Here is a 23,452-nt window from a genome sequence, read left to right on the forward strand (position 1 = left end):
GCCGGCCGTCACTGCGTCAGGCGCAGCGCCCCGATCGAGGTCGCGATCTGCCGGAACACCGCGAGCAGGGCCGCCGAGTCATTGGCGACGAAGGCGTGGTTCGTGGTCGGCTTGCTCGCGCAGCCGGCGAGCAGGTCGATGCCCTTCTGGTCGATCTTGTCGTTGTCGACGCTGAAGCCGATGGTGAAGACCTCGATGGGCGTCGACATGTTGGCGATGTTGGCGCAGGTGGTGCTCGTCAGCTTGTCCATCGCCGCGCGGGCGTCGTCCGCGTCGACGGGATTGGCGGTCGCTTCCGGGAACCGGTTGGTCGGCTTTCCGTAATCGGCCGCCTTCGAACCGTCCGCGTTCACGTAGTAGCCGAAGCTGCTGTAGACCGACTTGTTGATGGAGTAGTTCTGCGAGGTCGGATTCCAGGTGTTCATGCCGTCCGTCATCAGGATCAGCACCTTGCGCGAGTTCGGCCGCGAATAGGCGTATCCGTCCGCGAAGACGCTGTTCGGCGAGAGCGTGCGCCAGCCCCAGATCAGCCCTTCCTGGATATTGGTCGCCCCGCGCGAGTAGAGCGTGTCGATCTTCGCCTTCAGGCCGGTGAAATCGGTGGTCAGGCGCGTCAGGGCTTGGCTGGTGCAGCTGTAGTTCGGCCCGTTTCCGACGCTGAGACCGGAGGAGGGGCGATTCTGGGCATTCTTGGGATTGACGTACTTGCAGGTCCGCCGCTCCGCCGAGACCGCATCGCCGGGCTGGGAGGTGCAGCCGCTGTCGTTGCTGGCATCGTTCATGTAGCTGTTCGTGCTGATCTGCGCATAGCTGCCGTAATAGTACGACGACTTGTCGCCGGATCCGTAATAGGTGACCTCGTTCGACGTGTTCGCATCGCCGGGCTCATCGGGGGCGAGCAGCGGCACGTAGTAGCTCTCGTTCCGGCCCGGATCGAAGCCCGTATCCGTGGCGTTCAGCGGGTAGGGCAGGGATTCGAAGCAGCCGGACCACTTCCAGTCGGTATATTTCTTCTTGAGCGAGTCGAAGATCTCGAAGCGGCTCTTGAAGTATTTCTTGTCACTCTCGAAATTGTTCCAGTGAATCGGCGACTTTGCGTCCTTGTCGAGCCAGACCGCGTTGGTGATCGTGGTCGGGTCGACCGCCACCGAGGAGGCGAAGGGGACGAGGGCGATCCGCGTCTGCGCCGAGAAGGCCGGGTTGTCGGCGACGAAATCCACGAAGTCCTTGGCGGCCTTGCGCAGGGACACAATCTTCGAGACGCCCTTCTTGTCGGTCCCGTCCATCGAGCCCGTCGTGTCGACGACGAGGGCGATCTCGAAATCCTGCGGCACGGGGGCGGCGCAGCGCGCCGACGCGCCGACCGGGATCCCGTCCAGGGAGGGGCCCGAACCGAGCATCTTGTAGATCTTGCCGAAATAGGTCGGCGAGGCCATCAGGGACTTCATCTCGATCTGGCGCGGATCGTCCGTCACCTTGAAGTCGGCGGCCGGCATCGTCACGAGGTCGTTGCCCATATAGCTCTTCATCCAGGCGAGCGCCTTGGTCTTGATGTCGGCGGCCGAGGTCGTCCGCGGGAGCTGGCACAGGCGCAGGGCCGTGGCGTCGGTCGCGGCCTGCAGGCGGGCGCGCAGCGTCGTCGCCTGGCTGTAGTCGATCGCGGCGCCCGAGAGCGCCAGCACGGGCAAGAGGGAGAGGCCGAACATGATCGCGATGTTTCCGCGCTGATCCGTCCGGAAACGGGGATGCCGCAGCGGCATGGTAGGTCCTCGGGCAGGGTCTCGGTGATGTCACCCGTCAATTGATCACGAAAATGCTGATGATGTGTCAGTAAGCGTGGTTAAGGACAGTTCGTGTTCTTTGCACAGCGATCGGAAGATTCGAGATTTCACCGATGATTAAGGTTCGGCCCCGGAGATGACGGACATGTCGACGACGATGACGGCCGCAGAAGTGATCGCGACCCTCGGACTCCAGCCCCATCCCGAGGGCGGTCATTACCGCGAGACCTTCCGTGATTCGCGCCTCGTCGCGGGCCGCTCCGTCGGCAGCGCGATCTACTACCTGCTCGATGTCGGCGAGACCTCGGCCTGGCACCGGGTCGATGCCGCCGAGATCTGGCACTGGTACGCGGGCGCCCCCCTCGTCCTCACCGTGAGCCCGAACGGGCACGACGCGACCGCCCGGCATCTCGGCCCCGACATCGCCCGCGCGCAGCATCCGCAGATCGTGGTGCCGGCGGGGCATTGGCAGACCGCGACGAGCCTCGGCGCCTGGACGCTCGTCGGCTGCACGGTCTCGCCGGCCTTCCAGTTCGAGGGCTTCGAGATGGCCCCGCCGGACTGGCGCCCGACGCCGCGGGGCTGAGGCGGGCAGCGCCCGCGCGGGCTTGCCGGGCAGCGGCCGAGCCTCGACAATGGCCGGGAGGCCGCCGGAGATCGGCCCGCGGGCCAAGGGCGAGGGGGCGGCATGGGGGTCTGGATCCTAAAGCGCGGCGCCGCGGCGCGATGGGCCCGCCGCGGCGCCCTCGTTCTCGCGGTCGGCCTCGCCGGGCACGGGCCGGCAGCCGCGGCCGGGGAGAGCGTCGCGACCGCCCTCGTCGTGTCGGTCGACGTCTCGCAATCCGTCGACGAGGACCGCTTCCGGCTGCAGATGGAGGGGATCGCCGAGGCGCTGGAGGATCCCTCCGTCCTCGCCGCCATCACCGGCAATGCCGGGGGCATCATGTTCGCGATGGTGACCTGGGCCGACAAGGCCAGCCTCGCCGTCGGCTGGCGCCGGATCGCGAGCCGCGGGGAGGCGGCGGCCGCGGCGGCCCTCGTCCGGGCCGTGCCGCGCCAGGCGGGGGATTTCACCTGCCTCGGTCAGATGCTGCGCACGGTCGGCGCGAGCGTGCTGCCGGCCCTGCCGGTCGCCGCCGATCGCGTGGTGATCGACGTCTCGGGCGACGGCATCGACAATTGCACCGACGTCGAGGCGATCCACGCCGAGCGCGACGCCCTGGCGCGGGGCGGCGCCACCATCAACGGCCTGCCGATCCTGGTGCCGGGCGAGAACGACGTGGTGGGGGCGGGCGCCTTCCGCTCGCCGGGCTACGGCCTGCGCGCCCTGCCGATCGGGCCGCAGGGCGGTGAGACCACGCTCGACCGCTGGTACCGCGACCACGTGCTCACCGGCCCCGGCGCCTTCCTGCTCGCGGCCAAGGGCTACGGCGATTTCGCCCGCGCCCTGCGCCAGAAATTCGTGCTGGAGATCAGCGCGCTCGAACCGGAACGGGCACGCGGGAACTGATGGACGGGAGGCCGGGCCACCCTCGGGCGGCCCGGCTACCGGTCGGATCAGGTGAAGTACTGGCCGCCGTTGATCGTCAGGGTCGAGCCGGTGATGAAGCCGGAATCGTCGGCCGCGAGGTACTCGACGGCGCGGGCGATCTCCTCGGCCTCGCCGAGACGGCCCGTGGGGATCGTCGCGATGATCTTGTTGCGGATATCCTCCGGCACGGCCATCACCATCTCGGTGGCGATGTAGCCCGGCGCGATCACGTTGACGGTGACGCCCTTGGACGCGCTCTCCTGCGCCAGCGCCTTGGCGAAGCCGATCACGCCGGCCTTGGCGGCCGAGTAATTGGTCTGGCCGGCCTGGCCCTTCTGGCCGTTGATCGACGAGATCAGGATGATGCGCCCGAAGCCGCGGTTGCGCATGCCCTCGATGAGGGGGCGGGTGCAGGTGAACATCGAGTCGAGGTTCGTGCGGATCACCGCCTGCCACTTCTCGAAGGTCATCTTGTGGAAGGCGCCGTCGCGGGTGATGCCGGCGTTGTTGACCAGGATGTCGATCGGCCCGACCTCGGCCTCGATCTTCCTGATGCCCTCCTCGCAGGAGGCCATGTCGCCGACGTCGAACTTGAAGACCGGGATGCCGGTCTCGGCCTTGAAGGCGTTGGCCGCCTCGTCGTTGCCGCCGTAATTGGCGGCCACCTTGTAGCCCTTGGCCTGAAGACCCTTCGAGATGGCGGCACCGATGCCGCGCGTCCCGCCCGTGACGAGGGCGACGCGTTCCTGAGCCATGGTTTCCTCCTGATGTTCTTATGACGATTTCGGATGGCGCATTCTGCCGCCCGTACGGGCCGGCCGCACGCCAATAAAATTGCGGCGGGCCTCAAGAGGTTTTGAGGCCCGCGCGGGGAGGGCTCAGGGGCGCTCGACGCACATGGCGACGCCCATGCCGCCGCCGATGCAGAGGGTGGCGAGGCCGCGCTTGGCGTCGCGCCGCTTCAGCTCGTGCAGGAGCGTGACGAGGACGCGGGCGCCGGACGCGCCGATCGGGTGGCCGATGGCGATGGCGCCGCCATTGACGTTCACCTTCTCGTCGTCCCAGCCCATGTCCTTGTTGACCGCGAGCGCCTGGGCCGCGAAGGCCTCGTTCGCCTCGATCAGGTCGAGGTCGGAGGCCTTCCAGCCGGCCTTCTCCAGCGCCTTGCGGGAGGCCGGGATCGGGCCGGTGCCCATCACCTTCGGGTCGACGCCGGCGGTCGCCCAGGAAACGATCTTGGCGAGCGGCTTGAGGCCCCGGCGCTCGGCCTCGGACGCCGACATCAGCACGATCGCGGCGGCGCCGTCGTTGAGGCCCGAGGCGTTGCCGGCCGTCACCGTGCCGTCCTTCGAGAAGGCGGGCTTGAGCTTGCCCATCGCCTCGGCGGTGGCGCCGTCGCGGATGTACTCGTCGGTGTCGACGATGGTGTCACCCTTGCGGCCGGGCACCGTCACGGGGACGATTTCCTCCTTGAAGCGGCCCTCCTTGCGGGCGGCCTCGGCCTTGTTCTGCGAGCGGGCCGCGAACGCGTCCTGCTGCTCGCGGGTGAGCTGGAAGGCCTGGGCCACGTTCTCGGCGGTGGTGCCCATGTGGTAGCCGTTGAAAGCGTCCCAGAGCCCATCCTTGATCATCGTGTCGACGAGCTTCACGTCGCCCATCTTCTGGCCGCCGCGCAGGTACTGGGCGTGGGGGGACAGAGACATGGATTCCTGGCCGCCCGCGACGATGACGGTGGCATCGCCGTTGGCGATCTGCTGCATGCCGATCGCGACGGTGCGAAGCCCCGAGCCGCAGACCTGATTGAGGCCCCAGGCGGTGGCCTTCTCCGGGATGCCGGCGGCGATGGCGGCCTGCCGGGCGGGGTTCTGGCCGGCGCCCGCGGTGAGCACCTGGCCGAAGATCACCTCGTCCACATCGTCCGGCGAGACGCCGGCGCGCTCAAGCGCCGCCTTGATCGCGACCTTGCCGAGTTCGTGCGCCGGCACGCTGCCGAACGCACCGCCGAAGGAGCCGACCGGGGTGCGCGCCGCACCGACGATCACGATCTCTTCGTTGCCTGCCATCTGACGTTCTCCTCTCGCGGCCGGCGCTGCTTGGGCTCTTCGGGTTTCGCGCGCTCTGATGCCGTTCTCCGGATGAAAGCCCTGGGCCAGATGAAGTCAAGCAGGCTGAGCAGGGGCGTGTGACGTCGGCGCAGGATTGAACATGCTTGGAACCGGACGCCGCCGGCATTATTCTGCGGGGATGAGCAGGAAATTGCTGTTTTCGTCGGCGGGCGAAAGTCTTAAGGTCGACGCGGGCGCGAAAGCTGCGCCCTGCCCGGACGCGCGAGCCTTCGATCAGGCCGGCGCCGGCAGGTTCGGGTCGGGAGAGGCCGCACAGATGGCGGAAAACGGCAAGGCACATCAGACCGTCATCAAGAAATACGCCAACCGGCGCCTCTATCACACCGGCACCTCGACCTACGTCACCCTGGAAGATCTCGCCACGATGGTGCAGAGCGGGGAAGACTTCGTCGTCTACGACGCCCGTTCGGGCGACGACATCACCCGCTCGGTGCTCACGCAGATCATCTTCGAGCAGGAGAACAAGGCCGGCGAGGACAACCTGCTGCCCGTCGCCTTCCTGCGCCAGCTGATCCGCTTCTACGGCGACAGCATGCGCACGATGGTGCCGAGCTTCCTCGAATTCTCGATGGCGAACTTCGCCCGCGACCAGGATGGCCTGCGCGAGAAGCTCTCGCAGAGCTTCGGCCCCTCCGCCTTCCAGCACGCGCTCGAGGAGCAGGTGCGGGCCAACATGAGCTTCTTCGGCGACGCCATGAAGATGTTCTCGAATTTCGGCGGCGCCGCGCAGGGGGCGGGGGCGGCGAACCCGGTCGCCGCGCCCCCCGCGCCCGTTCCAGTACCGGCCGGCAGCGACCTCGACGACCTCAAGCGCCAGATGGCCGAGATGCAGCAGCGCCTCGAGGCGCTTGCCAAGAAATAGGCTGCGGCCGTCCCGCAAAGACGGTTGACGGGGCGTTAACGGCGGCTCCACCCTTGCAGCATCCGCGTTGAGGAACGCGGAGGGCGGGCGCGATGGTGCAGGGTGAGACGGGCGATCGTCCCGAAACGGAACCGGCCGGCCCGGGCAACGCTCTCGCGATCGTGTCGCCGTGCGGTTCGGGCACGCACGCCAGAAAGCCCGCGCGCAGGCCGCTCGCGGGCTTCGTGGCACAGCTGATCGTGAGCGAGGATCCGCGTCTGCGCCCGTCGCGGGCGGAGCGGACCCGATGCGCTGCGGCGGTCTACGCCGACGCCGCGCGCAGGCGCGCTTGAGGACGCGCCCGCGCGGCGAAGCCCGTCAGGCCTCGGCCGACTTCACCTTGAGGACCTGACGGCCGCGGTACATGCCGGTCTTCAGATCGATGTGGTGGGGGCGGCGGAGCTCGCCGGAATCCTTGTCCTCGACGTAGGTCGGGGCCTTGAGGGCATCGGCGGAGCGGCGCATGCCGCGCCGCGAGGGGGAGGTCTTTCGCTTCGGAACGGCCATGGCGGGATCCTGCTTATGCCAAAGCGGCGCCCGGGCGGCTCCCCCGTCTCGCCGAAGGATCGCCTCGCGCACCGTGTTCAAACGGAGATTCGAGGGCGCGCTTATAGCGGCCCGCACCCCGTCTGGCTAGAGCCGTCCCGCAGGCGGGGCGCGGGGAGGCGGCAGGGCGGCGGCGAGAGATGGCGAGCGCGGGGCCCGCGCGTCTGCGCTCGGTCCGGTGAACGCCTCATTAAGGGCCGGTTCAAGCCGCGGGGCCTAGCCGTTGCCTGCCGATGCGGCCGTCCGGGCCGTCACGGCGCCGGGAGATCCCGCCATGACCTCGTCGCTCACCCCCGCGTCCCTGGTGCGCAGCCTCGCCCTCGCATTCTGCCTCGCCGCGGCCCCCGCGCTCGCGCAGTCGCCGGCCCCCGCGCCGCCCACCAAGCCGAACCCGATGGCCCCGGCCGCGCCGGCCGCCCCCGCGGCGCCGACGAAGCCCAGCGCCCCCGTCGCGGGCGCGCCGAACGCCGCCAAGGCCGCGCTCGTCGACCTCAACAGCGCCAGCGCCGAGGAACTCGACGCGCTGCCCGGCATCGGCGCGGCGCGCTCGGCGGCGATCATCAAGGGCCGGCCCTACAAGGGCAAGGACGAGCTCCTGTCGCGGAAGATCGTCCCGCAGAACGTCTACGAGTCCATCAAGGACAAGGTCATCGCCAAGCAGAAATAGGCGTCCGGGGCCGAGCCCGGCCCGCGTCCCGCGGACCGGGCTTGCGGGCGGCGGGCGCGGATGGTAGGCGGCGAAAACCGCTTGTCCCTCAAAGACCTGAGCCGATGCCCGCCTCACCGACCATCCGCCTCCACCGCGGCGACCTGCCTGCCGATTACGAGGCGGGCCCCGCCATCGCGATCGACACCGAGACGCTGGGCCTCAACCCCCATCGCGACCGGCTCTGCGTCGTGCAGATCTCCCGCGGCGACGGCAGCGCCGACGTCGTCCAGATCCTGCCCGAGGGGCCTGCGCCCGAGGTGCTGAAGCGGGTACTCGCCGATCCGGCCGTGCTCAAGATCTTCCACTTCGCCCGCTTCGACCTCGCGGTGCTGTTCCGCTATCTCGGCGTGATGCCGGCGCCGGTCTACTGCACCAAGATCGCCTCGAAGCTCGCCCGCACCTACACCGACCGGCACGGGCTCAAGGACGTGGTCCGCGAACTCGTCGGAACGGACCTGTCGAAGCAGCAGCAATCCTCCGACTGGGGGGCGGAGACCCTCAGCCAGGCGCAGGTCGAGTACGCGGCGTCCGACGTGCTGCACCTGCACGCCGCCCGGGCGCGCCTCGACGCGATGCTCGCCCGCGAGGGCCGCACCGACCTCGCGCAGGCCTGCTTCGCCTTCCTGCCGACCCGCGCCCGGCTCGATCTGGCGGGCTGGTCCGAGATCGACATCTTCGCCCATTCCTGAATGCGGCGACCGACCGGGTGCGACGACGCACATCCCTACGGTGAGAGGGGGTCTCTTCATCCCGCAACCGCGCGTCATGGTTGAACATTCGGAAACGCTCAGGCCATAACTTCGCCACCCGGCGGGCGCATCCGGCTCCCGCCGACGCGGGATTCATGGCGGGATTCATGGCCGCTGCGGCTGCAAGCGCGCGTGAAGCTGCCCGGGTCGCGATCGTCCGGGCTCAGTCCCTTCGGGAAAGTCATGCCAGTGGTGGACGCCGTCGAGACGAGGGAGGCCGCGAGCCGCGAGAGCGCGCTTCGGACGCGCGCGCATGCCCGCGCGCGCAGCCACAGCGCCCGGGTGCGCCGGCTGCGCCTCGTCATCCCGGTGGCGACGGGCGCCGCCGGGCTCCTCCTCGCGGCGGCCCTGCTCAACCCCTTCGGCGGCAGCGCGCCCTCCGTCTCGGTCGGTCCGGTCAGCCTGACGGGCAGCAAGGTCAAGATGGAGAATCCGCGCCTCTCGGGTTTCCGCAAGGGTGATCGCGGCTACGAGGTCACGGCGGCCGCGGCCCTCCAGGACATGCGGCGCCCGAGCCTGATCGAGCTCGAGGCCATGCGCGGCCACATGGCCACCGACGACAAGGGCGGAATCGCCCGGCTCGAGGCGGCGACCGGCCTGTTCGACACCGGCCGCGAGGCGCTGACGCTGGAGCGGGACATCCGGCTCTGGACCGACAAGGGCGAGGAGATCCGGCTGCGCTCGGCCGCCATCGACTTCAAGGCCGGCTCCGTGACGTCGCGCGAGCCCGTCACCGTGACGGTGCCGAGCGGCTCGGTCACCGCCGACAGCCTCGACGTCGTCGAGAACGGCAAGGTGATCTCCTTCGTCGGCAACGTGCGCACCGTGTTCCAGGCGCCAGAGCGGGAGGCGGCCGAGACGGGCAGCGCCCGCATCCGCACCTCGGCGGCCGAGCCGACGGACGGGCACCCATGAGCCGGCGCCTTCCCCTCCGGCTCGCCGCGGCCCTCGCCGCGGGCGGCCTCGCCCTCGGCGCGGTGCCGGCGCTCGCCCAGAAGCCGGCCGCCCCCGCGGTCGCGCCGGCGCCCCGCAAGGAGAGCGCGCCGCTCGGCGCCCTCGGTGGCGGCGGCAAGGACCCGATCAAGATCGACGCCGACCGGCTCGATGTCTTCGACCGCGAGAACAAGGCGGTGTTCGCCGGCAACGTCGTGGCGGTCCAGGGCGACAGCACCATCCGCTGCTCCAGCCTGACCGTGCATTACAAGCGCGGCAAGGAGGCGAAGAAGACGGAGGGCACGCCCGGCGAGGAGGCGGCCGAGAAGCCCCCCATGGCCGAGAACGGCATCCAGAAGGTCGAGTGCGCCGGCCCCGTCACCGTGGTCCAGAAGGATCAGGTCGCCACCGGCGACAACGCCGTGTTCGATCAGACGGCCCGCCGCATCGTGCTCACCGGCAACGTCGTGCTGAGCCAGTGCCAGAACGTCACCCGCGGCTCGCGCCTCGTCTACGACATGGGCACCGGCCGGGCGAACATGGACCCGGTCGCGGGCGGGCGCGTCTCCGCCCTGTTCGTGCCGGGCGAGAAGGGCGACGCCAAGGGCGGCGCCAAGGGCTGTCCGCCGCCGCCGAACCTCGCCAGGCCGGATTCCGCCAAGCCGGACATCGCCAAGAAGGCGCCGGACGGCGCCGACCAGCCCGCCGGGAAGGCGCGGGCCCAGGCTCCGTGAGCCCCCGTTGAGCGCCTCGTCCCTACCCCTCCAGGCGGCGCAGCCCCTGCGGACGCATGCCGCGGGCACGGCCTCGCGCGTGCGCGCGCCCTCCCTCCTCGGCCGCCTGCTCGGCCGCCATCGCCCGGCCCCGGACACCGACGGGGAGCCCGCCGAGGGCGGGCCCGGCATCCTCTGCGTGCGGGGCCTGCGCAAGAGCTACGGCAGCCGCACCGTGGTGCACGAGGCGGGGCTCACCGTCCACAACGGCGAGGCGGTGGGGCTGCTCGGGCCGAACGGCGCGGGCAAGACCACGATCTTCTACATGATCACCGGCCTCGTCTCGGCCGACCAGGGCCACATCACCCTCGACGGGATGCCGATCACCCACCTGCCGATGTACCAGCGGGCCCGGCTCGGCATCGGCTACCTGCCGCAGGAGGCCTCGATCTTCCGCGGGCTCACCGTCGAGGACAACATCCGGGCGGTGCTCGAAGTGGCCGAGCCCGACCGGAAGGAGCGCGCCCGCAAGCTCGACGCCCTGCTCGAGGAGTTCAACATCACGCGCCTGCGCAAGTCGCCCTCCATCGCCCTGTCGGGCGGCGAGCGGCGCCGCTGCGAGATCGCCCGGGCGCTGGCCTCCTCGCCGAGCTTCATGCTGCTCGACGAGCCCTTCGCCGGCATCGACCCGATCGCGGTCGGCGACATCCAGGACCTCGTGAAGCACCTGAAGGGCCGCGGCATCGGCGTGCTCATCACCGACCACAATGTCCGCGAGACGCTGGGCCTGATCGACCGGGCCTACATCGCCCATTCCGGCCGGATCCTCACCGAAGGTACGCCGGAGGAGATCGTGGCGAACCCGGAGGCGCGCCGGCTCTATCTCGGCGAGGATTTCCGCCTCTAGGGGAGCGATCACGAACGCGACGCGGGCGCGTTGATCGCGATCATCGGGGCTACCGGGCCGCACACCAACCGGAAAGCAATCTGTCCGACACTTCCGACTGCGCCGATTGTGCCGCCGCGGCCACGGCGGCACGCCGCGACGCGCCGTGTGCGATCACGCTTTGACGTGTCCGCGCAATGGGTCTAAATCTGGATCTCGGGAAAGAAGCAAGAAACGTGCCGTCGCCGACGGCAGGGGTTTCCACGTCGCATCGGAGAATCGGGGCTTCGCGATGAGTTTGCTGCAACGGCTGGAGATGCGCCAGGGTCAGGCCCTGGTGATGACGCCGCAGCTCCTGCAGGCCATCAAGCTTCTCCAGCTTTCCCAGCTCGACCTCGCCGCCTACGTCGATGCCGAGCTCGAGCGCAACCCGCTCTTGGAGCGGGTCGACGGCGAGGCCCACGGATCGGCCGAGCAGCCCGAGAGCGGCGGCGGCGAGGCGGGCGAGGGCGGCGAGGCCGAGGGCGGCGAGCCCGAATCCTGGCTCACCCACGACATGAGCCCGGACCGCGGCGAGATCGAGGGCGATTTCGACACGCGCCTCGACAACGTCTTCCCCGACGAGAACCCGAGCCCGGCCCGGGAGGCGGGCTCCGGCGACGTGCTCTCGCTGACGCCCGCGCCCTACGGCAACACGGGCGGCAGCTTCGACGCCGAGGCGCCCGATTTCGAGGCGTCGCTCACGGCCGAGACCTCCCTGCGCGAGCATCTCGCGGGCCAGCTCGACCTCGCCACCCGCGATCCCGTCGAGCGCCTGATCGGCGGCTTCCTGATCGACGCGGTCGACGAGGCGGGTTACCTGCGGGAATCGATCGACGGGATCGCCGAGCGGCTCGGCACGAGCCTCGACACGGTGGCCCGCGTCCTGAAGATCGTCCAGGGCTTCGACCCGGCGGGGGTCGCGGCGCGCGACCTCGCCGAGTGCCTCGCGATCCAGCTCCGCGAGAAGGACCGCTACGACCCGGCGATGCAGGCGCTGGTCTCCCGGCTCGACCTCGTCGCCAAGCGCGATTTCCCGGCGCTCCGCCGGGTCTGCGGCGTCGACGACGAGGACCTCGTCGAGATGCTGGCCGAGATCCGCCGCCTCGATCCGAAGCCCGGCCGCGCCTTCGGCACGAGCGCCGTCGAGGTGCTGATCCCCGACGTGTTCGTGCGCGCGGCGCCGGACGGCTCCTGGCTCGTCGAGCTCAACGGCGAGGCGCTGCCCCGCGTCCTCGTCAACCAGAGCTACTATGCCCGGGTCTCGAAGGGCTCGGTGGCCGAGGGCGACAAGGCGTTCCTCTCCGAGTGCCTGCAGACCGCGAACTGGCTGACGCGGAGCCTGGAGCAGCGGGCCCGCACCATCCTGAAGGTCGCCACCGAGATCGTGCGCCAGCAGGACGGCTTCTTCGTGCACGGGGTCACGCACCTGCGCCCCCTCAACCTGAAGACCGTGGCCGAGGCGATCGGCATGCACGAGAGCACGGTCTCGCGGGTCACCTCCAACAAGTCGATCGGCACGGGCCGCGGCACGCTGGAGATGAAGTACTTCTTCACCGCCGCGATCCCCGGCGCGGCGGGGGCGGCGGCGCATTCCTCCGAGGCCGTGCGCCACCGCATCAAGCAGCTCGTGGACGGGGAGACGCCGAGCGACGTGCTCTCGGACGACGCGCTCGTGCAGAAATTGCGAGACGAGGGCATCGACATCGCCCGCCGCACGGTGGCGAAGTACCGGGAGTCGCTGCGCATCCCCTCCTCGATCGAGCGGCGCCGGGGGAACTTCGCGCAGGCCCTGCGCTGACCCGCCGCGCCCCGAATCGGGCGAGCGCGCGCGTTGACTTCTGAAGGCGGCAATCCTTAACTCCGCGTAACCACATCGAGAGACCGGAGGAATCATGGGGTCATTGCGCGTCACAGGCCACGGCCTGGACCTTGGCGAGTCCCTGCGGGGGCGCGTCGAAGAGCGGATGGCAGCCACCCTCTCGAAATACCTCGACAGCCACATGAACGGGACGTGCTCCGGGCACGTCACGCTCCGCCGCGACGGCACCGCCTACCGGACCGACTGCGTGCTGCATCTCGTCTCCGGCCTGACGATCGAGGCCTCGTCCGCCGCCCACGACGCCCGCTCGAGCTTCGAGCAGACGGCGGACCGGCTGGAGAAGCGCCTGCGCCGCTACAAGCACAAGCTCAAGGACCACGGTGCGGCCGAGCACAACGGCGCGACGGTCGAGGCGGCCTACGCCGTGTTCGCCGCCCCCGAGGAGGAGCCGGAGGAGGCCGAGGACGAGGTGGACGGCGCGGCCCACCCGCCGGTGGTGGCCGAGAGCACCAAGACCCTCCAGCGCCGCTCGGTCAGCGAGGCGGTGAGCGCGCTCGACATGACGGGGGCGCCGGTCATCGTCTTCGTTCACGCTGGCACCGGACGCATCAACGTCGTATATCGGCGCAGCGACGGAGCGATCGGCTGGGTCGATCCGCCCGACGCCGCGTCCTGAAACCGACGCGCGCGGAGCGGGGCCGGAACCGGCCTCGGACGCCGCTCATTGACCAAAGGGCCGAGCGGGTCCGGGCTTCAAGCCCGGGGCCCGCGGCACCACACTCACTGCGCGGGGTTCATCGCGAGCCCTGCCGACGGGGCAGCGGTCCTCCATGTCAGTGCTGGAATTCCTCGATCCGAATTCCGTGATGCCCTCGCTGCGCGCCCGCGCCAAGAAGCAGGTGCTGCAGGATCTGAGCGCCCAGGCCGTGCGCCGGCTGCCCGCCCTCGACGAGCGGGAGGTGTTCGAGACCCTGCTGCAGCGCGAGCGCCTCGGCTCGACGGGCATCGGCGACGGCGTCGCGATCCCGCACGGCAAGCTGCCGGGGCTCGACCGGCTGTTCGGCCTCGTCGCCCGCCTGGAGCGGCCGGTCGATTTCGAGGCCCTGGACGGGCAGCCCGTGGACATCGCCTTCCTGCTGCTCGCGCCCGAGGGGGCGGGGGCCGACCACCTGAAGGCGCTCGCCCAGGTCGCCCGCATCCTGCGCGAGCCCGGCATGCTGGAGCGGATCCGCGCCGCCCGCGACGCCAGCGCCCTCTACGCGCTCCTGACCCACACCTCGGCCTCGCAGGCCGCGTGAGAGCCTGTCCCGTGAGCCGACCGTCCTTCCACCGCGCGGGCACGCGCGTCGCCCTGCTCGCGACCCCGCTCGCCGTCCCCTCGCCATCTCCCTCGCCATCTCCCTCGCCTTGGCCCCCCGGCCGCCCGCGCCCAGGGCGGGGATACGGCCTGCGCCCGCGACGTCCTCGTCGCCCAGTCGATGCAGCGGCAGGCGGTCGACCAGCTGGAGCAGGCGGAGGGCGACGACGCTTCCCGCTGCCGCATCTGGCGCCGCCACGTCGAGACCATGCGCCGGGTGGCGACCGTCTACGGGCGCTGCCTGTCGGGAGGCGAGCGCACGGAGCGGCTCGCCCAGGTCCAGGGCTCGGAGAAGGAGTTCTCGGGGCTGATCAAGACCCGCTGCCGGGGGATGTGACGAGGCCGGGACGCGCTCGGCGAATGCGCGGTCACCCGGCGGCCTATCGGACGCGGCATCGCGGGCCGGCCGGTTCAAATCATCGTGTTGATCGTGCGCGCGGCGCTGCGTGCGCCGGCTTCGCTGCCTGATCGGCGCGCGTCCGCGCTCGGGCTCGCGAGGACTGGCGTTAAACCATTGGCATCACAGAAACTTATCTTTGGCGTAGACTTGGCGCCCCGCTCATGTTCGCTTTATGTTCCAATTGCGGGCCGACCACAGCTTGGCTTTCTCGAGGTCGACCGCCTGCGCGGGAATGGTCAAGATTTGGAACTGCGATAGTTTGATCGCGTAGCCATGAACAACCTGACGCGGGGTCGGAGAGACTGATGATGCGTGTCAAGATTGGACGTACCAGCGAAGGATTGCATCCCAGCGAGGTTGTCGTCGCGATCAGGACTGCGGACGGATCCGCGCGACTTGTGGTTGCTGCCCGATCCATAGTCGATAACTCGGTGGATGCCGGCTTCTCAATTGACAAACGTGATGGTCTTGCGTTGGTTGAGTTGCCGCGCGAGACGACGACTGGTTCTTGGCGCGTCTGGGTGTCCGAAGAAGCCCTCGTGCCGCACAGGGCTGCTGAGGCTGCATGAAGCAGCACGCGCGTCGACATCGCTTCCTGTCCGGCAGCCTGCGTGGCGGCCGTCCCGGCGCGCCTCATTCCAGGCCGCGGGCGACGGGCTCGGCGACCATCTTCACGGGCTTGCCGCGGCCGATGATCACCGCCGCGTGCGAGTGCTCGGGATCGGTCTCGAAGCGTGTCCGCAGCCAGGCCGCCAGGAACTTGACGTACTCGGCGGCCAGCAGCCGGGCGGCGGGCGGGTGGGACCACCAGCGGCCCGCGTCGAACCCTTCCGCGACGACGGGATGGGGCACCACCCGGTCCTCGCCCGTGAGCGCGTGGTCGAGCTCGATCAGGGTGCGAGGCATGTGGTAGTTCGAGGTCACCACCGCCACGGTGTTGAAGCGGTTCTGCTGCATCCAGCGGCGGGTCTCGATGGCGTTGCCGATCGTGTTGCGCGCCCGGTAATCGAGGTCGACGCAGCACTCGATCCAGTAGCGCTGGCTCGGATTGAGGCGGGCGATCTGGTCGCGGCTGGTGCGCTCGTTGACCCCCGTGATGAGGAGCCGCCTTCCGTAGCCGCCCGCGAGCAGGTCGATCGCCTCGCCGATGCGCTCGGCGCCGCCCGTCAGCGCGACGATGCCGTCGGCCCGGCCTGGCGGCACCCGCTCGGTGCGCTCCAGGCAGGCGACGAAGGCGAGGAAGCCCGCGATGAGCGCGACGCAGCCGAGGCCGCCGAACCCGAGCAGGATCGGGCCGAGGAGGCCGAGCTGCGCGGCGGGCTTCTCCGGACTTGAAGCCGGGCTTGGTGCCGGACTCGGGCCCGCACTCGGACCAGAAGAAGTCGGACCGGCCGGCGGGAGCGGGGCTGCGGACCGGCCCGCTTCCTGCCAAGCCCAGCCGAAGGCGTCGGCCGGCCTGATGTCGGGAACGCGTGGCATCCGCGGGTTCATGCTCCCAGAGGATAGTGTCGATTGCGGCACTCCGGAGGCAAGTATTCCGCTCCCCCAAAGGTTCACAAAGGGTTAACGCCCCGGTCAAGTCCGTACGCTGGTGGGAGAAACGCGCGCCTCCGTCAGGCCAGGAAGCGCCGGACCGTCAGGCGCGAGACCACGCCCGTGACGAGCGAGGCGATGACCCCGATGAGGAGGACGCTGGCATAGCCCCGCCAGCCGATGTGGAAGGCGCCGAACAGGGCCTCGATTTCCTCCCCCGCCGGCCCCGAGCGCCAGGCGCGGGCGAGGAGCCCGGCGAGCGCGAAGGCCGCGAGCGCGAGCCCCGCCCCGATACCGCCGCCCCGCAGGCCGAGGCCGAAGAAGCGGCGCTGGAAGGCACGGGCGATGTAGTCGTCGTCGGCCCCGACGAAGTGGAGCACCTCCACCACCTCGCGGTTGCCCGCCATGGCGCCCCGCGTCGCGAAGGCGACGGCGAGACCGGTCGCGACCAGCACCAGGGCGACGATGCCGATTCCGACGCCCACGAAGGTCGTGGCCATCGTCGAGAGCCGCTGCTGCCACAGGGCGTGGTCGTCGAGGCTGGCGACGCCCGGCAGCGCCTCGGTCAGCGCGGCGCGCAGATGCTTGAGGTCGGGGACCGGGCTGTCCGCGAGCTTCAGGGTGATGAGGCGGGGCACCGGCAGGTCCGACAGGTCGAGGCCGCTGCCGAGCCAGGGCTCCAGCAGGCGCTCGGCCTCGGCCTTCGAGAAGATCCGGGTCGCGCGGATTCCCGGCTCGGCCTTCGCGACCGCCTCGGCCCTGGCGATGTCGGCGTCGAGATCGCGGCCGGGGCCGGGGCGCACCTGGATCGTGACCTCCTGCGCCACCGCGCCCTGCCACTGGTCGGCGCTGGAGGCGACGATCTCGGCGGCCCCCGCGCAGAGGGCGGCCAGGAAGGTGAGGATGGCGATGACGGCGGCGAGCGACCGGCTCGCGGCCGAATCCGTCGGCACCAGCGGCGCGTTCCGGCGGAGCGTCGGGGGCAGGGCGGGCTCGTGGGCCGGCGCGGCCGGGGCGGGGGATGCGGCCATCATTCCTCGATGTGCAGGCGGCCGTGGCCGAGCACCATCCGCCGCGTCGGGAAGAGCTCCATCAGGCCGAAATCGTGAGTGGCGATGATCACGGAGGTGCCGAGCTTGTTCAGCTCCACGAAGAGACGCAGGAGCCGGCGGCCGAGGCCGGGATCGACGTTGCCGGTCGGCTCGTCGGCGAGCAGCAGCTCCGGCCGGGCGATCAGGGCGCGGGCGATGGCGGCGCGCTGCTTCTCCCCGCCCGACAGGAGCGGCGGCAGCACGTGCATGCGCTCGCCGAGGCCGACCCAGCGCAGGAGCTCGACCACCTCCGCCCGGTAGCTCGTCTCGGCCCGGCCCTGGACGCGCAAGGGAAGCGCCACGTTCTCGTAGGTCGTGAGGTGATCGAGCAGCCGGAAATCCTGGAAGACGACGCCCATGCGGCGGCGCAGGCCCGTCAGCGCCTCGCTGGAGATGCCGCTCACCTCCTCGCCGAAGACCGAGACGAGGCCCCGGGTCGGCCGGACCGAGAGCAGGATGAGGCGCAGCAGCGTGGTCTTGCCCGCCCCCGAGGGCCCGGTGAGGAACTGGAACGAGCGCGGCGCGATGCGGAAGCTCACGTCGGAGAGCACCTCCGGCCCGAGGCCGTAGCGCATCCCGACATTCTCGAACTGCACCACCGGCTCCTCTGCGCCGGAGAGAAGGCTGCCTGTCTTCACCCGTTCGCCCAACCTGTGGTGCTCACCGCGATCCCCGGATCGACCCCGCCCGGCGGCTTCACCGGGGATTAACCCTGAGCCGCGACAACCATGTGCGTGGTTTCTTCACGGGCGGCAACCGCCGATTCGGGGCCGGAGGCCCCACACCCATGCTGATCGTCTGCCCCGCCTGCGCCAGCGAGTACCGGATCGAGGCGGACCGCGTCGGGATGGAGGGCCGCTCGGTCCGCTGCGCCGCCTGCCGCGAGACGTGGTTCGTCAGCCCGGCCGACGTGCTCGCCGGGCGCAGCGCCGAGCTCGAGGCGGCGTGGGAGGCGGGCGCCGACCCGGCCGGCCCGTCGCGCCCCGTCGAGGCCGGCCCGGTGGTCGAGAACGTGCCGCCGAGCCCGGCGCCGAAGCGCCGGCTCGGGACCGCCCGGCGTCCGGCGAACGGGAAGCCCGCCCGGCGCAAGGGCCTGGCCGGCCTCTCGCCCGCGACCGCGGCCGCCCTCGCGCTGCTGGCGGCGCTGCCGCTCGTCCTGCTCGGCCGCGCCACCGTGGTGCGGGCGATGCCGCAGACGGCGGGGCTCTACGCCCGGCTCGGCCTGCCGGTGAACCTGCGCGGGCTGGACCTGCGCGAAGTCGTCGCCTTCCGGGCCCCGCTTCGGACGGCGTGCCGGCGCGCCTCAGCGTCGAGGGCGACGTCCTCGGCCTCGCCCCGCACGCCGTCCCGGTCCCCCCGATCGAGGTCGAGGTGCGCGACGCCGACGGCCGCCCGCTCAGGATCTTCACGATTCCCGCCCCGCGGCCGACCCTGGAGACGGCCGAGCGGGCCCGCTTCTCCGCCCGGTTCGACGACCCGCCGGCCGACGGCCGCGCGATCGAGGTCCGCTTCGCGGCCATCGCGGGCGCGGCGCATCCCTGACGGGGGCGGGCCCCGACTTTTTGCACCCCGGGGCGTGGGCAGGGGCGCGCGAAATGCTCTATGAAAAGCCCATGACCAGCCCCTCCCGACGCGTTCGCGTCCTGTTCGACGAAACCGCCATCGCCCGGCGCAACGAGGAACTCGCGCAGGAGATCCTCGCGACGCAGCCGCGGGACCTGCTCGTCGTGGCCGTCCTCAAGGGCAGCTTCATGTTCGCGGCCGACCTGCTGCGGGCGCTGCACCGGGCCGGGCTCTCGCCCCAGGTGGAGTTCGTGCACCTGTCGAGCTACCGCACCGCCACCGTCTCCTCGGGGCAGGTCGAGATCCTGCGCGACGTGGAGAGCGAGGTGAAGGGGCGCGACGTGCTCCTCGTCGACGACATCCTCGAATCCGGCCGCACCATCGTCTTCGCCAAGGATCTGCTGATGGCCCGCGGCGCCAAGCGCGTGATGACGGCCGTGCTCCTGGAGAAGCCCGGCAAGCGCGCCGTGACGATCGACGCCGACTTCGTCGGCTTCACCTGCCCGGACGTGTTCGTGGTCGGCTACGGCATGGACGTGGCGCACGCCTTCCGGCAGCTGCCCTTCGTCGGCCTTGTGGATTACGAGAGCAGCGAGCCCGACTTGTTCGGCGGCACCTGAGCGGGCCCCCGGTCGCAACCCCATCTTCAGAAATCTCGCGGCATTTGCGCACAGAGGTGGAGCGCCGGAACTGTTCCGGCCGCTCGAATCTTGACAGGCGAACAGGCACTTGCGTGATTCGCGAGCCGCTTGTCGGCGCAACGGTTTTTCCAGACGGGACGGCATGGCGCGCATACTGCTCGTCGACGACGAAGAGACGGTCCGCGGCTTCCTCAAGCGGGGGCTGGAGATCGACGGCCACGCGGTCGTGACGGCGATCGACGGCAGCGACGGGCTCGACCGCCTCACCGAGGCGGACGGGGCCTTCGACCTGATGCTCACGGACATCCGCATGCCGCTGATGGACGGCATCGCGCTGGCGCTCGCGGCCAAGCGCGACTTCCCGAACCTGACGATCCTGCTGATGACGGGCTTCGCCGACCAGCGCGAGCGCGCCCGCGGCCTCGACGCCATCGTCACCGACGTGCTGACGAAGCCGTTCTCGCTGGCCGACCTGCGCTCCACGGTGAACCGGGCGCTCGCCGCCTGACAGAGGCGGACGCCCCGGGCCGAGACCCGGGGCGCGCTCGGCTCAGAACAACCCGTCGATCTGGCCGTTCGCGTCGAGGCGGATCGTGTCCGCGGCCGGGACCCGGGGCAGGCCCGGCATGGTCATGATCTCACCGCAGATCACCACCACGAAGCCGGCGCCCGCGGAGAGGCGGACGTCGCGCACCCCGATGATGTGGCCCGACGGCGCGCCCATCAGGTTCGGGTCCGTCGAGAACGAGTACTGGGTCTTGGCCATGCAGACCGGCAGGTGGCCGTAGCCCTCCTTGTCGAAGGCGGCGAGCTTGGTGGCGGCCTTCGACTCGATCTGGATGTCGGACGCCCCGTAGAGCTTCGTCGCGATGGCCTTGATCTTGTCGGTGAGCTTGCCCTCGGACTCGTAGGTGTAGGCGAGCGGCTTCTGCTCGCCCTCGGCGAGCTTCACCACCGCGTGGGCGAGGGCCTCCGCGCCGGCGCCACCATCCGCCCAGTGCTTGCAGGTGATGGCCTCGACCTGCAGCTTCTCGGCGCACAGCGCCTTCAGCTTCTCGTGCTCGGCGTCGGTGTCGGCGTAGAAGTGGTTGACGCCGACGACGACGGGCAGGCCGAAATTGCGCACGTTGGTGACGTGGCGGGCGAGGTTCTCGAAGCCCCGCTCCAGGGCCTCGATGTTCTCCGAGCCGAGGTCCTTCTTGTTGACGCCGCCGTGCATCTTCAGCGCCCGCACCGTCGCGACGATGACGACGGCCGAGGGCTTAAGCCCGGCCTGGCGGCACTTGATGTCGATGAACTTCTCCGCGCCGAGATCGGCGCCGAAGCCGGCTTCCGTCACCGTGTAGTCGGCGAGGCGCAGGCCGGAGCGGGTGGCGATCACCGAGTTGCAGCCGTGGGCGATGTTGGCGAAGGGGCCGCCGTGGATGAGGGCCGGGTTGCCCTCCAGCGTCTGAACGAGGTTCGGCTGCAGCGCGTCCTTGAGGAGCACGGTCATCGCGCCCGTGGCCTTCACGTCCTTGAGGGTCACGAGCTTGCGGTCGCGGGTCTCGGCGATGACGATGCGGCCGAGGCGCTCCTCGAGGTCCTCGAGGTTCTTGGCGAGGCAGAACACCGCCATCACCTCGGAGGCGACCGTGATGTCGAAGCCGTCCTCGCGGGGGAAGCCGTTGGCGACGCCGCCGAGCGACTGGTTGATGGCGCGCAAAGCCCGGTCGTTCATGTCGACGACGCGGCGCCAGAAGATGCGCCGCACGTCGATGTTGAGCTCGTTCGCCCAGTAGATGTGGTTGTCGATCAGCGCCGCGGCCAGCGAGTGGGCCGAGGTGATGGCGTGGAAGTCGCCGGTGAAGTGCAGGTTGATCTGCTCCATCGGCACGACCTGCGCCTTGCCGCCGCCGGCCGCACCGCCCTTCATGCCGAAGCAGGGGCCGAGCGAGGGCTCGCGCAGGCAGATCATGGTCTTCTGGCCGATGCGGTTCAGCGCGTCGCCGAGACCGACCGTCGTCGTGGTCTTGCCCTCGCCGGCCGGCGTCGGGCTGATCGCGGTCACGAGGACGAGCTTGCCCTCGGGCCGGCTCTCCAGGGAGGCGATGTAGCCGTGGTCGATCTTGGCGATGTGCTTGCCGTAATTGTGAAGCGCGTCCTCCGGGATGCCGAGCTTCTCGGCGACCTGTGCGATCGGCTTCAGGGTCGCCGCGCGGGCGATCTCGATGTCTGAGGGCATGGTTTCCTCACCTGTTCACGAAGGCGTCGTGTGGCGTTCACGTTTCTGGCCGGGGACGGGTGCGCTACCCCCGAGGGCCGTCGGTCCGGGCCTTGCGCCTCTCATAGGCCGCGAGGCGCGCAGGCCAAGGGCCGAGCCTGAACAATCGGAGCAGTTTGCGCGAAGGTGACCGGAATTGCGCGTCGGAAATTTTGAAGGTGGCGGCAAATTTTCATTCTTGCCGGGCGAATCCTTGCCGGGCGGATCGCCTCACGGGTTCGCGCGGATCACCGGCTCCAGGCGATCGACCATCTCGCCGATCTGGTCCTCGCGGACGATCAGGGGCGGGGTGAGCGCCAGGGTGTCGCCCGCGGCCCGCACCACGAGGCCCGCCTCGAAGGCGCGGTCCATGATGGTGAAGGCGCGCAAGCCCGGCGCGTCGGGCCGGCCCGCGAGATCGATCGCGGCGGCGAGCCCCACGGTGCGGATGTCGAGGATGCCGGGCAGGCCGCGCAGGCTCATCACCGCCTGCCCGAAGGCGGGCTCCAGCGCCCGGGCACGGGCGAACAGGTCCTCGTCCCGGTAGAGGTCGAGGGTGGCGAGCGCCGCGGCGCATGCCAGCGGATGGCCCGAATAGGTGTAGCCGTGGAACAGCTCGACCATATGCTCCGGCCCCTGCATCAGGGCCGCGTGGACGGGCTCGCGCACGATCACGCCGCCCAGCGGCACGGTGCCGGAATTCACCGCCTTGGCGAAGGTGATCATGTCGGGCACGACGCCGTAGCGCTCGGCGGCGAAGGCGTGGCCGAGGCGGCCGAAGCCGGTGATCACCTCGTCGAAGATGAGCAGCAGCCCGTGCCGGTCGCAGATCGCGCGGAGCCGTTCGAGGTAGCCCTTCGGCGGCGGCAGCACCCCGGTCGAGCCCGCCATCGGCTCGACGATCACGGCGGCGATGGTGGAGGCATCGTGGAGGGCGACGATCCGCTCCAGGTCGTCGGCGAGATGCGCGCCCCAGTCCGGCTCGCCGACCGTGAAGGCCTGAGTCTCGCGGTCGTAGGTGTGGGGCAGGTGGTCGGTGCCCGGAAGCCCCGGCCCGAAGGCCCGGCGGTTGGCCGCGATGCCGCCGACCGAGATCCCGCCGAAGCCGACACCGTGATAGCCGCGCTCGCGCCCGATCAGCCGGGTGCGCCGGCCCTCGCCGCGGGCCTGCCAGTAGGCCAGCGCGATCTTGAGGGCCGTGTCGACCGCCTCCGAGCCCGAATTGCACAGGAAGACCCGGTCGAGGTCGGCGGGCGCGAGCGCCGCGAGCCGCCCCGCCAGGGCGAAGGCCGCCGGGTGCCCGAACTGGAAGGGCGGCGCGTAGTCGAGTTCGCCCGCCTGCGCCCGGATCGCCCGGACGATCGGCTCGCGGGCGTGGCCCGCGTTGCAGCACCAGAGGCCGGCGATCCCGTCGAGGACGTGGCGCCCGTCCGGGGTGATGTAATGCATGCCCTCCGCGCCGGAGACGAGGCGCGGCTTGCGGCGGAAGGCGCGGTTGGCCGTGAACGGCATCCACCACGCGCCGAGGTCGTTCGGGCCCGGCAAGGGGGCTGGATGTGGGCCCGGGCGCGGGGCGGGCATCGGGCGCCCGTCAGCCCGTCATCGCGGTCGCGGTGTAGCTGGCCTTCGTCAGCGCCTGCGCCACGTCGAGGCTCTGGGCGCTCGTGCGCACCGCGACGCGACCGTGGGCGAGGTCGACCTCCACCTCGGCGCCCGGGTCGAGATGCCGGATCGTGCGGCGCACCGATTGCGCGCAGCCGTCACAGGTCATGCCCTCGACCTGCATCAGGAGGTCCGTCCGCGTCCCGTCCATGCGCTCCGCCTTCCCGTTCGTTCCGACCGGCCTCCCCATGTCGGGCGGCCGGCGGCCCGATGCAAGCGGGATCGGG

General features: G+C 70.6%; 26 protein-coding genes and 2 pseudogenes. 18 read left to right on the plus strand and 10 right to left on the minus strand.

Annotated features, from left to right (window positions below):
• Positions 1-8 precede the first annotated feature (8 nt).
• Positions 9-1,760, minus strand: a complete 1,752-nt coding sequence (locus DK389_RS11415) for a TadE/TadG family type IV pilus assembly protein (protein ID WP_109889670.1) — start codon at positions 1,758-1,760, stop codon at positions 9-11.
• Between the two features lie 166 nt (positions 1,761-1,926).
• Between DK389_RS11415 and DK389_RS11420 the strand changes: the two genes are divergently transcribed.
• Positions 1,927-2,367: a cupin domain-containing protein gene (locus tag DK389_RS11420; protein ID WP_109889672.1), complete on the plus strand. Its 441-nt coding sequence runs from the start codon at positions 1,927-1,929 to the stop codon at positions 2,365-2,367.
• A 102-nt stretch (positions 2,368-2,469) separates the two neighbouring features.
• Positions 2,470-3,291, plus strand: a complete 822-nt coding sequence (locus DK389_RS11425) for a DUF1194 domain-containing protein (RefSeq protein WP_109889674.1) — start codon at positions 2,470-2,472, stop codon at positions 3,289-3,291.
• A gap of 47 nt (positions 3,292-3,338) precedes the next feature.
• Here DK389_RS11425 and phbB read toward each other — a convergent pair whose 3' ends face one another.
• Entirely contained in the window at positions 3,339-4,067 is a 729-nt protein-coding gene (gene phbB, locus DK389_RS11430) for an acetoacetyl-CoA reductase (protein ID WP_109889676.1), read from the minus strand.
• A gap of 123 nt (positions 4,068-4,190) precedes the next feature.
• On the minus strand, positions 4,191-5,375 hold the full coding sequence (locus DK389_RS11435; protein WP_109889678.1) for an acetyl-CoA C-acetyltransferase: 1,185 nt from the start codon (positions 5,373-5,375) through the stop codon (positions 4,191-4,193).
• A gap of 319 nt (positions 5,376-5,694) precedes the next feature.
• Between DK389_RS11435 and phaR the strand changes: the two genes are divergently transcribed.
• Both phaR and DK389_RS11445 read left to right on the plus strand, forming a co-directional pair.
• A complete protein-coding gene (phaR, locus tag DK389_RS11440) occupies positions 5,695-6,300 on the plus strand; it encodes a polyhydroxyalkanoate synthesis repressor PhaR (RefSeq protein WP_109889679.1) in 606 nt (201 codons plus the stop codon).
• A 92-nt stretch (positions 6,301-6,392) separates the two neighbouring features.
• Positions 6,393-6,632: a hypothetical protein gene (locus DK389_RS11445; protein WP_109889681.1), complete on the plus strand. Its 240-nt coding sequence runs from the start codon at positions 6,393-6,395 to the stop codon at positions 6,630-6,632.
• Positions 6,633-6,657: 25 nt separating this feature from the next.
• On the opposite strand, the gene rpmF is transcribed toward DK389_RS11445, so the two are convergent.
• Entirely contained in the window at positions 6,658-6,846 is a 189-nt protein-coding gene (gene rpmF, locus DK389_RS11450) for a 50S ribosomal protein L32 (RefSeq protein WP_003601373.1), read from the minus strand.
• 313 nt (positions 6,847-7,159) lie between these two features.
• Here rpmF and DK389_RS11455 point away from each other — a divergent pair, with 313 nt between their 5' ends.
• The 10 genes and pseudogenes from DK389_RS11455 (at position 7,160) to DK389_RS32295 (ending at position 15,062) form a co-directional block, all read left to right on the plus strand.
• Complete coding sequence (locus DK389_RS11455; RefSeq protein ID WP_109889683.1) at positions 7,160-7,552, plus strand: ComEA family DNA-binding protein; 393 nt, start codon at positions 7,160-7,162, stop codon at positions 7,550-7,552.
• Positions 7,553-7,656: 104 nt separating this feature from the next.
• Positions 7,657-8,283 (plus strand): ribonuclease D, encoded by a 627-nt coding sequence (locus DK389_RS11460; protein ID WP_109889685.1) that lies wholly within the window; start codon positions 7,657-7,659, stop codon positions 8,281-8,283.
• Positions 8,284-8,526: 243 nt separating this feature from the next.
• Positions 8,527-9,258: an LPS export ABC transporter periplasmic protein LptC gene (gene lptC, locus DK389_RS11465; protein ID WP_109889687.1), complete on the plus strand. Its 732-nt coding sequence runs from the start codon at positions 8,527-8,529 to the stop codon at positions 9,256-9,258.
• Positions 9,255-10,010: an LptA/OstA family protein gene (locus tag DK389_RS11470; RefSeq protein WP_109889689.1), complete on the plus strand. Its 756-nt coding sequence runs from the start codon at positions 9,255-9,257 to the stop codon at positions 10,008-10,010. The genes lptC and DK389_RS11470 overlap by 4 nt, the downstream gene beginning before the upstream one ends.
• A gap of 46 nt (positions 10,011-10,056) precedes the next feature.
• The gene (gene lptB, locus DK389_RS11475) at positions 10,057-10,896 is read left to right on the plus strand and encodes an LPS export ABC transporter ATP-binding protein (RefSeq protein ID WP_109896299.1); all 840 of its coding nucleotides are present in this window, start codon (positions 10,057-10,059) and stop codon (positions 10,894-10,896) included.
• 271 nt (positions 10,897-11,167) lie between these two features.
• Positions 11,168-12,715: an RNA polymerase factor sigma-54 gene (gene rpoN / locus DK389_RS11480; protein ID WP_109889691.1), complete on the plus strand. Its 1,548-nt coding sequence runs from the start codon at positions 11,168-11,170 to the stop codon at positions 12,713-12,715.
• Between the two features lie 94 nt (positions 12,716-12,809).
• Positions 12,810-13,412: a ribosome hibernation-promoting factor, HPF/YfiA family gene (hpf, locus tag DK389_RS11485; RefSeq protein WP_109889693.1), complete on the plus strand. Its 603-nt coding sequence runs from the start codon at positions 12,810-12,812 to the stop codon at positions 13,410-13,412.
• Between the two features lie 154 nt (positions 13,413-13,566).
• Positions 13,567-14,034 carry a PTS IIA-like nitrogen regulatory protein PtsN gene (gene ptsN / locus DK389_RS11490; RefSeq protein WP_109889695.1) on the plus strand — a complete coding sequence of 156 codons (468 nt, stop codon included), beginning with the start codon at positions 13,567-13,569 and terminating at the stop codon, positions 14,032-14,034.
• Between the two features lie 138 nt (positions 14,035-14,172).
• Positions 14,173-14,430: pseudogene (locus DK389_RS11495) on the plus strand (hypothetical protein); the annotation flags it as partial.
• Between the two features lie 368 nt (positions 14,431-14,798).
• Positions 14,799-15,062: a hypothetical protein gene (locus tag DK389_RS32295; protein WP_162560611.1), complete on the plus strand. Its 264-nt coding sequence runs from the start codon at positions 14,799-14,801 to the stop codon at positions 15,060-15,062.
• A 64-nt stretch (positions 15,063-15,126) separates the two neighbouring features.
• Here the strand turns inward: DK389_RS32295 and DK389_RS11500 are convergent, their stop codons facing one another.
• The 3 genes from DK389_RS11500 to ftsE all read right to left on the minus strand — a co-directional run bounded on the left by DK389_RS11500 (position 15,127) and on the right by ftsE (position 17,755).
• Positions 15,127-15,972 carry a YdcF family protein gene (locus DK389_RS11500; RefSeq protein WP_109896301.1) on the minus strand — a complete coding sequence of 282 codons (846 nt, stop codon included), beginning with the start codon at positions 15,970-15,972 and terminating at the stop codon, positions 15,127-15,129.
• A 134-nt stretch (positions 15,973-16,106) separates the two neighbouring features.
• Positions 16,107-17,057 (minus strand): cell division protein FtsX, encoded by a 951-nt coding sequence (locus tag DK389_RS11505; RefSeq protein ID WP_194075191.1) that lies wholly within the window; start codon positions 17,055-17,057, stop codon positions 16,107-16,109.
• Positions 17,057-17,755 carry a cell division ATP-binding protein FtsE gene (gene ftsE / locus DK389_RS11510; protein ID WP_194075192.1) on the minus strand — a complete coding sequence of 233 codons (699 nt, stop codon included), beginning with the start codon at positions 17,753-17,755 and terminating at the stop codon, positions 17,057-17,059. Before ftsE ends, DK389_RS11505 begins: the two co-directional genes overlap by 1 nt.
• Positions 17,756-17,904: 149 nt before the next feature.
• Between ftsE and DK389_RS35245 the strand changes: the two are divergent.
• The 4 genes and pseudogenes from DK389_RS35245 to DK389_RS11525 all read left to right on the plus strand — a co-directional run.
• A pseudogene (locus DK389_RS35245) lies at positions 17,905-17,961 on the plus strand (MJ0042-type zinc finger domain-containing protein); the annotation flags it as partial.
• Positions 17,962-18,407: 446 nt separating this feature from the next.
• The gene (locus DK389_RS35250; protein ID WP_335645568.1) at positions 18,408-18,659 is read left to right on the plus strand and encodes a hypothetical protein; all 252 of its coding nucleotides are present in this window, start codon (positions 18,408-18,410) and stop codon (positions 18,657-18,659) included.
• Positions 18,660-18,730: 71 nt separating this feature from the next.
• Positions 18,731-19,300 carry a hypoxanthine phosphoribosyltransferase gene (hpt, locus tag DK389_RS11520; RefSeq protein WP_109889701.1) on the plus strand — a complete coding sequence of 190 codons (570 nt, stop codon included), beginning with the start codon at positions 18,731-18,733 and terminating at the stop codon, positions 19,298-19,300.
• 163 nt (positions 19,301-19,463) lie between these two features.
• Positions 19,464-19,829, plus strand: a complete 366-nt coding sequence (locus tag DK389_RS11525) for a response regulator (RefSeq protein WP_109889703.1) — start codon at positions 19,464-19,466, stop codon at positions 19,827-19,829.
• Between the two features lie 42 nt (positions 19,830-19,871).
• Here DK389_RS11525 and DK389_RS11530 read toward each other — a convergent pair whose 3' ends face one another.
• The 3 genes from DK389_RS11530 to DK389_RS11540 all read right to left on the minus strand — a co-directional run bounded on the left by DK389_RS11530 (position 19,872) and on the right by DK389_RS11540 (position 23,376).
• Entirely contained in the window at positions 19,872-21,545 is a 1,674-nt protein-coding gene (locus tag DK389_RS11530; protein ID WP_109889705.1) for a formate--tetrahydrofolate ligase, read from the minus strand.
• Between the two features lie 249 nt (positions 21,546-21,794).
• Complete coding sequence (gene aptA, locus DK389_RS11535; RefSeq protein WP_109889707.1) at positions 21,795-23,144, minus strand: omega-aminotransferase AptA; 1,350 nt, start codon at positions 23,142-23,144, stop codon at positions 21,795-21,797.
• 10 nt (positions 23,145-23,154) lie between these two features.
• Positions 23,155-23,376: a heavy-metal-associated domain-containing protein gene (locus tag DK389_RS11540; protein ID WP_109896303.1), complete on the minus strand. Its 222-nt coding sequence runs from the start codon at positions 23,374-23,376 to the stop codon at positions 23,155-23,157.
• Between the last annotated feature and the right edge of the window lie 76 nt (positions 23,377-23,452).

The sequence above is a fragment of the Methylobacterium durans genome, from assembly GCF_003173715.1.
Lineage (GTDB): Bacteria > Pseudomonadota > Alphaproteobacteria > Rhizobiales > Beijerinckiaceae > Methylobacterium > Methylobacterium durans.